At 37.4% G+C, this 12,111-nt stretch carries 9 protein-coding genes and 4 tRNA genes; 8 read left to right on the plus strand and 5 right to left on the minus strand.

The window, feature by feature from the left end:
* The first annotated feature begins 180 nt into the window (after nucleotides 1-180).
* The 5 genes from thrP (at nucleotide 181) to AACL31_RS01960 (ending at nucleotide 2,177) form a co-directional block, all read left to right on the plus strand.
* Nucleotides 181-1,557 carry a bifunctional threonine/serine APC transporter ThrP gene (gene thrP / locus AACL31_RS01940; RefSeq protein WP_310511544.1) on the plus strand — a complete coding sequence of 459 codons (1,377 nt, stop codon included), beginning with the start codon at nucleotides 181-183 and terminating at the stop codon, nucleotides 1,555-1,557.
* Nucleotides 1,558-1,711: 154 nt separating this feature from the next.
* Nucleotides 1,712-1,788, plus strand: a tRNA-Arg gene (locus AACL31_RS01945).
* Between the two features lie 73 nt (nucleotides 1,789-1,861).
* Nucleotides 1,862-1,937: transfer RNA gene (locus AACL31_RS01950), tRNA-His, on the plus strand.
* Between the two features lie 19 nt (nucleotides 1,938-1,956).
* Nucleotides 1,957-2,043, plus strand: a tRNA-Leu gene (locus AACL31_RS01955).
* Nucleotides 2,044-2,100: 57 nt separating this feature from the next.
* A tRNA-Pro gene (locus AACL31_RS01960) sits at nucleotides 2,101-2,177 on the plus strand.
* Between the two features lie 1,188 nt (nucleotides 2,178-3,365).
* On the opposite strand, the gene hemY is transcribed toward AACL31_RS01960, so the two are convergent.
* From hemY to hemC, 4 genes are read right to left on the minus strand one after another with little or no spacing between them, the layout of a single operon-like run.
* Nucleotides 3,366-4,559 carry a protoheme IX biogenesis protein HemY gene (gene hemY, locus AACL31_RS01965; RefSeq protein WP_310511543.1) on the minus strand — a complete coding sequence of 398 codons (1,194 nt, stop codon included), beginning with the start codon at nucleotides 4,557-4,559 and terminating at the stop codon, nucleotides 3,366-3,368.
* Entirely contained in the window at nucleotides 4,556-5,800 is a 1,245-nt protein-coding gene (gene hemX / locus AACL31_RS01970) for a uroporphyrinogen-III C-methyltransferase (RefSeq protein WP_339053714.1), read from the minus strand. The genes hemY and hemX overlap by 4 nt, the downstream gene beginning before the upstream one ends.
* 21 nt (nucleotides 5,801-5,821) lie before the next feature.
* Nucleotides 5,822-6,559: a uroporphyrinogen-III synthase gene (hemD, locus tag AACL31_RS01975; protein WP_310511541.1), complete on the minus strand. Its 738-nt coding sequence runs from the start codon at nucleotides 6,557-6,559 to the stop codon at nucleotides 5,822-5,824.
* On the minus strand, nucleotides 6,556-7,497 hold the full coding sequence (gene hemC / locus AACL31_RS01980; RefSeq protein WP_310510030.1) for a hydroxymethylbilane synthase: 942 nt from the start codon (nucleotides 7,495-7,497) through the stop codon (nucleotides 6,556-6,558). Before hemC ends, hemD begins: the two co-directional genes overlap by 4 nt.
* Nucleotides 7,498-8,051: 554 nt before the next feature.
* Here hemC and AACL31_RS01985 point away from each other — a divergent pair.
* Nucleotides 8,052-10,619, plus strand: a complete 2,568-nt coding sequence (locus tag AACL31_RS01985) for a class I adenylate cyclase (protein ID WP_310511540.1) — start codon at nucleotides 8,052-8,054, stop codon at nucleotides 10,617-10,619.
* Nucleotides 10,620-10,649: 30 nt separating this feature from the next.
* On the opposite strand, the gene cyaY is transcribed toward AACL31_RS01985, so the two are convergent.
* Nucleotides 10,650-10,973 (minus strand): iron donor protein CyaY, encoded by a 324-nt coding sequence (cyaY, locus tag AACL31_RS01990; RefSeq protein ID WP_032114339.1) that lies wholly within the window; start codon nucleotides 10,971-10,973, stop codon nucleotides 10,650-10,652.
* 85 nt (nucleotides 10,974-11,058) lie between these two features.
* On the opposite strand from cyaY, the gene lptM reads away from it, so the two are divergent.
* A complete protein-coding gene (gene lptM / locus AACL31_RS01995) occupies nucleotides 11,059-11,262 on the plus strand; it encodes an LPS translocon maturation chaperone LptM (RefSeq protein WP_180817215.1) in 204 nt (67 codons plus the stop codon).
* Nucleotides 11,263-11,279: 17 nt separating this feature from the next.
* The gene (gene dapF / locus AACL31_RS02000; RefSeq protein ID WP_032114341.1) at nucleotides 11,280-12,104 is read left to right on the plus strand and encodes a diaminopimelate epimerase; all 825 of its coding nucleotides are present in this window, start codon (nucleotides 11,280-11,282) and stop codon (nucleotides 12,102-12,104) included.
* The last annotated feature ends 7 nt before the right edge of the window (nucleotides 12,105-12,111 follow it).

A 12,111-nucleotide genomic window follows, 5' to 3' on the forward strand; every position in this document is an offset into this window, starting at 1 on the left:
AGGGTTTTTGGCTGACAACTGTTTTTTCATTGTTGAGCAATTAACACTATTTTGATTACATTTATAAATTTTTATTTCGTTATTATTAAAAACATGTTTTCATTACGGCACTATTATCTGTCATTTTGACCATGAAGGTCATATGGTATTAAGTGATTATTGAAAGGGCAGGAAATTGCTATGGGGAAACCGGAACAAGGTCTCAGTCGTGGCCTTGAAGCGAGGCATATTGAACTTATTGCATTAGGTGGAACAATTGGTGTTGGTTTATTTATGGGTTCTGCCAGTACGTTAAAGTGGGCAGGACCTTCTGTATTACTGGCTTATATTGTTGCTGGATTATTTGTTTTTTTTATTATGCGTTCAATGGGAGAAATGCTGTTTCTTGAACCTGTTACTGGCGCTTTTGCCTCGTTTGGTTATAAATATTTGAGCCCTTATTGGGGATGTTTAACAGCATGGGGTTATTGGTTCATGTGGGTCGCTGTTGGTATATCAGAGATCACAGCGATTGGTGTCTACGCGGAATTCTGGTTTCCTGAGGTTCCACAATGGTTTTTTGCGTTGATTGCAGTTGTACTTGTTGCATTAGCTAATCTGGCCGCAGTACGTTTGTACGGTGAATTGGAATTCTGGTTTGCTATGATTAAGGTTACCACGATTATTGTGATGATCTTGATTGGATTAGGGTTGATTTTTGTTGGTATTGGCAATAATTTTGAACCGATTGGTTTAGCCAATTTGACTGAGCATGGTGGTTTTTTTGCCGGTGGCTGGCAAGGCTTTTTATTTGCGCTTTGTATTGTAGTTGCCTCTTATCAAGGCGTTGAATTAGTTGGTATTACTGCGGGAGAAGCAAAAAATCCGCAGGTCACATTAAAGAAAGCTATTAATAATATTTTATGGCGAATTTTGGTTTTTTATGTCGGTGCTATTTTTATTGTTGTAACGTTATTTCCTTGGACAGAGATTGGTCAAAATGGTAGTCCATTTGTGCTAATGTTTGCCAAAGTAGGTATTGTATCGGCAGCTGCGGTAATTAATTTTGTGGTACTTACAGCGGCATTATCAGGCTGTAATAGTGGCATGTATAGTGGCGGGCGTATGATTTATGCTTTAGCACAGAATGGTCAACTGCCAAAATCTTTATTGAAAGTGACCGCAAATGGTGTGCCTGCACGGTGTATTATGCTAACAATTTTGTGCCTTATTGTTGGCTCAGGTCTCAACTATATTATCCCTGATCCACAAGCGGTTTTTGTATATGTTTATAGTGCAAGTGTATTGCCTGGAATGATACCCTGGTTTGTTATTTTAATGAGTCAATTGCGTTTTCGGCAAGTGCATCAACAGCAATTAGCCCAACATACTTTCAAATCAGTATTATTTCCTTACGTGAATTATTTGACCCTGCTTTTTTTGGCATGTGTACTTGTTGGCATGGCAATTAATCCAGATACGCGTTTATCATTAATTGTTGGCGGCGTGTTTTTATTGATTGTTTCTGTGATCTATTTTTTGAATCGTCTTTTCCGTCATAAAACAATGAAAAAATGATTAGCAATAACCTGTTTTACTGATTGAAAAATGATGGTAAGGTTAATTTTATGATTGAAATGGATAAAGCATAAGCAAATAATCTTTTTATTTAAAAAAATCACTGGACAGCATGCTATTAAATCCGTACTATCCTCACCCGCAACGGCGTTAAGCGCCCGTAGCTCAGCTGGATAGAGCGCTGCCCTCCGGAGGCAGAGGTCTCAGGTTCGAATCCTGTCGGGCGCGCCATTTAATGCGTGCTCTGCTACGGTGTAGTAGATTAATGTTGTATACAATGAATTGAATTTTTAAAGATTTTATGGTGGCTATAGCTCAGTTGGTAGAGCCCCGGATTGTGATTCCGGTTGTCGTGGGTTCGAATCCCATTAGTCACCCCATATTTGTTTTATGCAGTTTGCGAGGGTGGCGGAATTGGTAGACGCGCTAGCTTCAGGTGTTAGTATCCTTACGGATGTGGGGGTTCAAGTCCCCCCTTTCGCACCATAATATAAATAAGTTTTAAAAATTACATAAAAAACATCGTTAAATAGAGATTTTTTTCGGCGAGTAGCGCAGCCTGGTAGCGCAACTGGTTTGGGACCAGTGGGTCGGAGGTTCGAATCCTTTCTCGCCGACCAAATTTTAAAAAAACCCTGCAATTTATTGCAGGGTTTTTTCTTTTGTGTGCCCAGTATGGGCGCATTCCTGCGAGTGAAAGTTTTGTCATAAGCGTATCATAGCAAATTAAGTGAAGTGCAATTGCATGCCAGCGACCAAATATGGGAGTAAGCGTGTAGCGTAAGTCATGAGCTTATGCATAGCAGGCGCAGCCAAGCAAGCGGAATGGACTAAAAACTACAAGACTTTCATTATCAAGGCGAAATAGCATAAATGCGGTGATTGTGTGATGAAGAATAATGCGTTTTTACTTGGTAGAGATTTCACCTAACGCCTCAAAGGGTGGCGGTAAAAGTCGGAGTGAGAAGCCAGTAGAGAGCGTAATAAGCGGCTAATAAAGAGCTATGCTAATTATACCATTATATTTAGTTAAACAAATAAGTGTGAATAAGTTAGTTTATGCGCGTTATCTGTCAACATCGACTTCCCCATTTTTATAGCGAAAAAATTGCATAATTGTATTTAAAATGTTGTTTTTTATCTATTTTTAAAAGTTTGTCGTGTTTTAACAACAAAGCTAGTAATTGATGTCTCAATATAGAGACATTTTATTTCATGAAAAATAAAGAAAAAATATAAATATTGCTATAACGTCTCTAATAAGAGACAGTTTGATAATGTGTATCGTGAATTGTGGCAATTAAAGTAAATAAAATTATTTTGTTAAAAGGCAAACAATAGTTAATTGGTGAATATTTATTCAATAGTGGGCGCAAAAAGATTATCTTTGAGTAAAAAGTAATATTTGGCATGAATTATGCTCTAAGATAGAGTGTAGATGCTCATCCTGCTTCTTGTGATAGCTTTCAGCTTCATAAACTATTGGATGACGCAGAGCCAATTTGATGTGCCTATTGTCCACGTTATCGATGCATAATATCCATCACCAACCGGACGCAACGTTGAGTGAGGCACAATCCGTCTGTAGACCTGATTGTATTTTGACACCTATCTTTTGATAGGTGTTTTTTTATTTTGTTAATTATTTAGCAAAGCTAAAATTTTATTCAACAGGTAATTATTAAATAGTATTATTGATGCTATTTGATCCAAATGTTTTACGTTAAAAATGTCAAATCAATCGATAAAGGTAAAAAAAGCCTCCATAAGTTAGAGGCGGGATCAAAACAATAGAGAATAGGGAGTCATCAATTTTCATGCTTTAATGAAAAAAGTAAGCCATGTTGGCGAATTTGTGCTGCTTCTTCCACTTTATGTTGTTTATCTAAAGCATCAGCAAGCCAAGCAAAGTCGTGAGCATCAGGACGTTGTGCTAAAGCAGACTTAAAATATTTTTCCGCTTCTTGCCATTCGCCATGCTGTAATGCAAGTTGACCTAATGTACTATTTAGTAAGGGAGTGGCACCACCTGACTGTTTTATTAGATTGGTCAGGATTTTATTCATTGCTTTGCTGTCGCTAATTTGTAAACGAGGAACCAGCAATAAAAGATGCTCATCATATTGCTGTTTTAAACCTGTAATAATAATTTTTTCTGCTGCTTCGCTATCGTCGCATTCAATAAGGCGAGCAGCAACGATCGATTGTAGTACCGGATCATGACGTATTTTACGTCCTTGAGACTGCCACCAATCTTTTAAATTTTCGCTGCCACCTTCAGCCATATATTGATTAATCAAACCTTTATAGGCGTCTTTACGTAATTTATCGATCTCTTCTGCACTATATAACTTTTCTTTTTGCATAATAGGCAAAAGTTCAATAAGCGCTTGATAAGCTCCTGAACGTTGATAGGCTTGTTCTGCCATTCTTAAGACTTCAGGGTGCCGCGGTGCCTGATCCAGTAATTTATCAACACCGTGGCGTGCTGCATGAATTTTACCTTCAGCAAGTTGTATACGCACGCGTGTAATATCAACAGGAAGTTGATGGTTACCCGCGACTTCTGCTGCGCGCTCAAGATATTGATTGGTACGATACTCATCACCGCGTTGTTGAGCGGCTTCTGCTGCCAGCAGATAGTTAACAACCGGTTGTTCTGCATAGTCAGCATGACCTGTCAGTAGTTTTTCGACTTGTGAAAAATCACCTTCCGCTAATTTTAGTAATGCTTTTTGTGTTTGACTGTGCGCTTTATGATATTTACGGCCTTTTAGCCAATTATGGGTAAATGATGAGGTACCGCGAATACGACGATAGCACCAGCCAAGCAAATAAAAAATAAATTGTAAAATAATAAAACAGATGACTAAACCGGTTACACTGGTTTCAATATCGTAGTTGTTGGTTTGGATCAGTACATAACCTTGGTGTCCGGCGACAATGGGACCAATAATGATGCCAGCAATCAGTACAATAAAAAGGATCAGTACTTTTATCATGCAGTTCCCTCCTGGGCGGTTTTATTGCTAGGTTTTACCGCTTCTTCTGTTGGAGCAGGGGGAACTATTTTTATGTCATGATTTGTTCTCTTTTCGTTGGTTGGTTGCGTTTTTTGCGGTTTCGGTGTTGGAGAAGAAGGGATTTGCCCTTGAATACGTTTTTGCAACGCTTTATCGAGTAGTAATAAACTTTTTAACTCGCTGGGAATATCCATTGTAATCGGTTGTTCAATCAATTTATCGACTTCGGTAAGGAAGGCTTTTGTTGCCGCGTCATTGGTATTAAAGTAAATTCGAATCCAGGTTGAAACTTGCTCTAAAGATTGTTTATAAATTTGCTCTTGATGACGAGGTACGGCTTGGGCGGCAATAAGTAGTTGTGCTCGAATATTGGCGCGTAGGTAAATGTCCTGATTTGGTGCAAGTAAAGGAGTTTCATGAGAATCCCTACGACGAATAGTAATAAAATTTTTACTAAAACTTTTCCAACTTTGGCTAATATTTTGTTTCCAATCAGCAATATTATTGGAAAGTTCCGTGCTATCCTCATCCATGGGGTTACCATCTGGAGCACTATCATTTATGCGTAAATTATCGATATCACTGCTCAGTTGATTAAGCTTTAAAATAATTCCGTCATAATCAATTTGGGTAATGGCTGATAGCCCACTGATATCATTATTAAGCGTTTTTCGGATCTCAATTAAATTAGGATCATTCATTTCTGCTAGACTTTCATCAGCACTTTTTAATAAGGCAATCGCAGTAACGGGATCATAGTCATTCCAAAGTTTTCGGCCAGCCATTTTGGCTAAGAAATCAGCTTGGGCAAGTAACCAGCGTTTCACATCTGTACTTGAAAGTGTTGTGATTTGTGCTTGTAATTCTTCGACGCGTTGTTCAAGTTGTTGCTCATATTCTTTCTTATCTAACTGGCTAATACGCTGGGATTCAACCAATTGGTTAATTTGCTGTTTTTCTGTTTCTTGTTGACGTAGTAATTCATTTATTTGTTGTTGTAATTCACTGCTTTCATTGACTATTTGTTGATGTTTTAGATGAAGATAATAATAGAAGCCACCACCGAGTATGATAATAAGAACGATAGTAATTATACTACCAAACAGACCAGAACGCTTTTGCCTATGGGGGTTACCATTTTTGGCGGTAGATTGCGTTGCTGTTTTTGAGGCATTTGATGGGTTTTCACTTGCCTCATTAGGTTTATTCTGTTCCGTCATAATTAATATCTCAATATCGGTTTACATTAATGCCTGAATTAAAGCATCATTATTAGCACTTTTGGCTACTTTGACTGATTGCCATCCTAATTGGTAAGCAGTACTGGTCAAACGTTCACTGACAATAATCAAGTGGCGAGAAAGCAACCAAGGTTTAACATCATCTGTAATTAAGTTAAATAATAAATGTAACATTTCGCCACTGGTAACAATAATTGTTTTAATATTTGCCTGCCGCCATTGCAACTGGAAAGTTTGTCGATCATATTTTATTGGTTGACGTTGATAACACTCACAATAATCAATATGACTTCCGCGCGATTTTAACGTTGCGGCGAGTAGTTCACGTCCACCGTTACCCCGCAATAACAAAGATTTTTTGCCTAATATTGATTGTAAATCAGGTAATTCAATTAATGTCTCACTAGTTTCACCAGCTTGAGATAGTTGAATAGGCAAATTAGTTAATCGGTGAAAAGTCGATGCTGTTGAGTGCCCTATACCATAATAGGATAGCGTATCAGGCCATTTTCGTCCTGCTAAATAAAGTGCTGAATTAGCATGCCATACCGCATTTGGCGATAAGAAAAAAACCTGATCACCATTAGTTAGCCTGGCTAATTTAGTCGGCAGAAGGGCTAGTTCATTACCTGGCATAATTTCAATCAGTGGAGCATGAAATGCCATTTTTCCTAATGACCTAATACGTTGAACAAGTTTTTCACCGCTGGGGTTTGGTCTGGTGACCAATATACTCATCGAGAAAATGCTCCTGGCGAAATTTTGTTAAGAATTTGTTTGGCACCGTTATTGAGTAACTCCTCCGCAAGTTCAATACTCGCTTGTTGAGCGTCTTCAGGCTTAAAATATCTTTCTGCACGAATAATTTGACTACCATCGGGCGCACCAACTAGCGCTCTAAGCCAAATTTGTTTATTTTGCCAAATAGCATAACTACCTATTGGGACTTGGCAGCCACCTTCCAATCGATTGTTGACGGCTCGTTCTGCTTGAATACAGATAGCAGTATCATGATGATGTAATGACGCTAGAAAATGTTGTGTGTGATAGTCATCTAGACGGCATTCAATACCAATTGCGCCTTGCCCAACTGCTGGTAATGACTGCTCTGGTGGCAGTGGCATACGTATGCGTGTTTCTAAACTTAGACGTTTTAAGCCAGCTGCAGCAAGAATAATACCATCGTATTCACCATTATCTAATTTACTCAACCGTGTTCCGACATTACCACGCAGATCTCGAATAACCAAGTGGGGATAAGTATGACGTAGTTGGCATTGGCGGCGTAGGCTTGATGTTCCTATAATACTCCCAGCTGGAAGCGCATCAAGGGAATCGTACTGATTGGATACAAAAGCATCACGAGGATCTCCTCTCTGGCAAATAGCCATTAATCCTAAGTTATTAGGAAAAGTTGCGGGAATATCTTTTATAGAATGAACAGCAATATCAGCTCGGTTTTCTAGTAGTGCATTTTCTAATTCTTTGACAAAAAGTCCTTTGCCACCAATTTTAGCCAAGGGAGTATCAAGTAGGATATCACCTTGAGTACTCATGGGAATAAGTTCAATCGTTAGTGTTGGATGATGCTTTTCTAATTGTGTTTTTATGAAAATCGCTTGCCACATTGCTAATGGACTTTTCCTTGTTGCGATACGCAGTGTTTGTGTTGACATATTTTTATTTTTCTTAGGTAATTAGATTATGAGTGAATTATAAAGGAAAGGTAGACAGTTTTAACATTTTGGTAAGTTTTTTTCCAGTTGTAGCTGAACACTTAATAAATATAGCTAATGCATAGTTCAATTTGTAAACAGGAAAAAGTGGTTTACAACAGTTGCAACGTGATTTTTTGTTATTGGATTAAAGCAAATAAATACATATTCAATTAATTTTTTTATATTTATCTGAATATTTATTAATGGAGGTAATTATAAAAGTTTGATAAGAAAATTTAACCAATCGTTTCCTTTTTTTATACAGATCATCTATTTGAAATTCTTAGAAACGAAAAAGATTTTTTAGTAAAAGAACGGAAAGCATTTAGTGTGAAAAATAAACAGTTAATGTAGGTGTAATGTACTTTACCCTTTTGGTACAAAATGTTAAATTGATCACGTTTCTAGCAACCTATTCAAAAAGCTTATCGCTGTTATCGTTCCCCAATACCCAAGGAACCAATGGCTGAGTTAAGGTTATTTATTTTTTAAAGTTAATTCAGGCAAAACTTTTGTATCTTTATATTGAGACACTAAAGCAAAGATTGGATGCGATCAATCAATTACGACTGGAACGAGCATCATCTTCTATGAATGAAGCGTTCAAGCATGTATATGGATTGCTGCCAGTTTTATTAAATTATCATCATCCCATGTTACCTGGTTATATAGAAGGTAATGTACCTGCTGGTGTCTGTTTTTTTGCGCCTGATGCTCAGCAAATTAATTGGTTAAAGCAGTTTGAGGCATATCTTTTTTGTGAACTATCTTCACAACAAACCAATGGTGAATTACCTATTACAGGTATTTATTCCATGGGAAGTACATCATCAATCGGGCAAAGTGATGTTTCTGATTTAGATATTTGGGTATGTCATCAATCATGGTTAGATCAAGAAGAAAGACAACTGCTACAAAAAAAATGTACATTAATTGAGCAATGGGCGTCCTCGCTTGGTATAGATGTTACTTTCTTTTTAATTGATGAAAATCGTTTTCGCCATCATACGAGTGGTAGTTTGAGCGATGAAGATTGCGGAACAACACAACATATATTGCTATTGGATGAATTTTATCGTACAGCGGTTCGTATGGCTGGGAAATGTTTGCTATGGATGATGGTACCCGCAGAAGAAGAAGCCAATTATGATGAATATGTTTTATTTTTGTACGCGCGGGGAGTATTAACGCCAAATGAGTGGTTGGATTTAGGCGGCTTAGGTGAATTATCGGCTGAAGAGTATTTTGGTGCTAGCTTGTGGCAATTGTATAAAAGTGTTGATTCTCCTTATAAAGCGGTGCTGAAAAGTATTTTACTGGAAGCTTATTCCTGGAATTATCCGCATGGTATGTTGCTGGCAATGGAATTTAAGAAACGTTTGCATGCCGGGGAAATTGTTTCCTATGGTCTGGATGCCTATTGTTTAATGTTAGAACGCGTTACCCGTTATTTAATGGAAATCGGTGATTTTAAACGCCTTGATTTGATTCGTCGCTGTTTTTACCTCAAAGTTTGTGAAAAATTGTCTGATGAAAATAGTACCTTGGTGAGTGGTAGTTGGCGCAGGCAGGTGTTATCACAGCTTGTTACTTCATGGGAGTGGAATACAGAGCGATTAAGCGTCCTCGACAAACGAAATTATTGGAAAATAGCGCAGGTTCGAGATGCACATAATGAATTACTTGACACCATGATGCAAAGTTATCGTAATCTTATTCTCTTTGCCCGTCGTAATAATTTACGGATTAGTGCAAGCCCACAAGATATTGGTGTGTTGACGCGGAAATTGTATGCCGCCTTTGAAGTATTACCTGGCAAAGTCACTTTAGTTAATCCGCAAATTTCACCAGATCTATCTGAAAGTCATCTCACTTTTATTTATGTTCCTGCTGGGCGCGCCAATCGCAGTGGTTGGTATTTATATAATAAGGCGCCAACTATTGATTCTATCATTGGACACCAACCTTTAGAATATAACCGTTATCTTAGTAAATTAGTGGCATGGACTTACTTCAATGGTTTATTGACAGAACAATCCCATATTTATATTCATAATGGTGGTTCACAATGTGATGAGAATAAATTACATCAATTTATTAATGATATAACCACAAATTTTCCTATTCGATTACTAGCACCCACACCAAAAGCTTTATATAGTCCCTGTGAAATTCGCCATTTAGCCATTATTGTTAATTTAGAGAAAGATCCGACAGCGGTGTTTTCTGATCAAATTATTCATTTTGATTTACGTAAATTAGACATATTGAGTTTTGGTGATCCACCGCAATGCTTAGTGAGTAGTATTGATCTACTGTATCGTAATTCTTGGAATGAGGTAAGAACACTGCATTTCTCTGGTGAGCAATCTATGTTGGAAGCATTAAAAACGATCCTGGGCAAAATGCATCAAGATGCTGAACTGCCAGATGTAGTTGAAGTTTTCTGCTATAGCCAACATATGAGAGGGTTGATCGGTACACGTGTTCAACAGCTGGTTTCAGAATGTATTGAATTACGTCTATCAAGCAGTTGTAATGACTCAGGACGTTTTAAGGCACTACGTATTGCAGGTCAGACCTGGGGATTATTTTTTGAGCGTTTGAATGTTTCAGTGCAGAAATTGGAAAATGCAGTCGAATTTTATGGTGCAATCTCTAATAATAAATTACATGGTTTGCCGATAAAACTGGATATCAAAGAAACTTATCATTTACCTTTAGTTGTTGATGGTTATGCCAGTGAAGGGATTGTACAATTCTTCTTTGAGGATACAGAAGAGAATCATGGTTTTAATATCTATATTTTAGATGAAAAAAACCGGGTGGAAATTTATTCACACTGTGAAGGAAACAAAGAAGAACTTGTTAGGGATGTTAGCCGTTTTTACTCATCCTCACATTATCGTTCTACCTACCGTGCAAGTTTAGTCAATTTCAATTTACCGCAATTTTATCAGATAATAAAAGTAGAAGATAAAAATCAAGTCATTCCTTATTTGTCTGGCTCATTTTCAAACTCACCGTTCAATGAGAATGTCTGTCGAGAAGAATCAGGTATTAGTTTTTATATACATTAATAATAAAGAATGATATTTGTTTTTTCGCAGTTAGAGATCAAATGAAAATGGTTCACCACTTTGTTCACTTATAGCATAGGCTAATATTTGGATAAAATTTTTATTACTGCGAGTACAATACCAATTGTCTATTTTATAGTTAAAGTGGTAACCACCTGACCGTGTAGCTAGCCATATTTGATGGAGTGGTTCTTGGCGGTTGATAATAATTTTACTATCATTTTCGAAGGTTAGTGTCATAATACCGCCATGGGTTTCGCAATCGATATCATTATTACCATCATACTGATCAAGTTGTTCTTCTATTTTATTCATCACTTTATCAACCAGTTGATGAAATTCTGTGTCTGTCATCGTCAATTTCCTATTTGCTTTTCTACGCCTAACTGCGATTATAGATTATAAAGGATAATGATTTAAACATGCAGGCGTTAACATAATGAAAAAATTACTTTGGCTATTTATGACATCGATATTTTTAACCTTACTTTCTGCTTGTGGTTTGAAAGGGCCACTCTATTTCCCAGCAAAAGCAACAGCGGAGCAAAAGACTGAAAGTACGATATCGTCTAAAGAGACAGAACATCAATCGATACAGACCGAAACATTGCAAAAATCGAGTAATGACAAAATAGCCAATTGATTAAGATGGAATAGAAAATGCAATTCTCCAAAATGCATGGTTTGGGTAACGATTTTATGGTGGTAGATGCCGTTACTCAGAATGTTTATTTTTCTCCTGAACTTATTTGTCGTTTATCAGATCGACATAAGGGAATTGGATTTGATCAGCTTTTAGTTGTTGAAGCACCTTATGATCCCGATCTTGATTTTCATTATCGTATTTTTAATGCCGATGGTAGTGAAGTGGCTCAATGTGGTAATGGTGCCCGTTGTTTTGCTCGTTTTGTTCGCCTTAAAAAACTGACCAATAAACGCGATATCAAGGTAAGTACTCAATCTGGCAGGTTGACATTATCAGTAGCAGAAAATGAAGATGTTTGTGTCAATATGGGAGTTCCTGAGTTTGAGCCAAATAAAGTACCATTTAAAGCGCAAAAAGCTGAGAAAACTTATATAATTAGAACTCAGCAACAAACAATATTATGTGGCGTGGTTTCTATCGGCAACCCTCATTGTGTATTACAGGTTGAAAATATTGACACGGCTGAAGTTGCTTTATTAGGGTCGATGCTTGAAAAGCATGAACGTTTTCCTGAGCGAGCTAATATAGGATTTATGCAGGTTATTGATCATGAACACATTCGATTACGTGTACATGAACGTGGTGTAGGAGAAACACAGGCTTGTGGAAGCGGTGCCTGTGCTGCTGTTGCTATCGGTATTCAGCAAGGTTTATTAAAAAAAAATGTCCGTGTTGATTTACCTGGTGGCATGCTAAAAATTCGTTGGAATGGACTGGGTCATCCACTGTTTATGACAGGCCCTGCGACACATGTTTATGATGGTGTTATTCATTTCTAAGTTTTGT

This window comes from Arsenophonus endosymbiont of Crataerina pallida, from assembly GCF_964020125.1.
In the GTDB taxonomy this organism is placed as follows: domain Bacteria; phylum Pseudomonadota; class Gammaproteobacteria; order Enterobacterales; family Enterobacteriaceae; genus Arsenophonus; species Arsenophonus nilaparvatae.

Excerpts from the sequence above, each read along its gene's own strand:
- thrP (WP_310511544.1), top strand. The coding sequence starts at position 181 with ATGGGGAAACCGGAACAAGGTCTCAGTCGTGGCCTTGAAGCGAGGCAT.
- hemY (WP_310511543.1), bottom strand. The coding sequence starts at position 4,559 with ATGATAAAAGTACTGATCCTTTTTATTGTACTGATTGCTGGCATCATT.
- hemX (WP_339053714.1), bottom strand. The coding sequence starts at position 5,800 with ATGACGGAACAGAATAAACCTAATGAGGCAAGTGAAAACCCATCAAAT.
- hemD (WP_310511541.1), bottom strand. The coding sequence starts at position 6,559 with ATGAGTATATTGGTCACCAGACCAAACCCCAGCGGTGAAAAACTTGTT.
- hemC (WP_310510030.1), bottom strand. The coding sequence starts at position 7,497 with ATGTCAACACAAACACTGCGTATCGCAACAAGGAAAAGTCCATTAGCA.
- cyaY (WP_032114339.1), bottom strand. The coding sequence starts at position 10,973 with ATGACAGACACAGAATTTCATCAACTGGTTGATAAAGTGATGAATAAA.
- lptM (WP_180817215.1), top strand. The coding sequence starts at position 11,059 with ATGAAAAAATTACTTTGGCTATTTATGACATCGATATTTTTAACCTTA.
- dapF (WP_032114341.1), top strand. The coding sequence starts at position 11,280 with ATGCAATTCTCCAAAATGCATGGTTTGGGTAACGATTTTATGGTGGTA.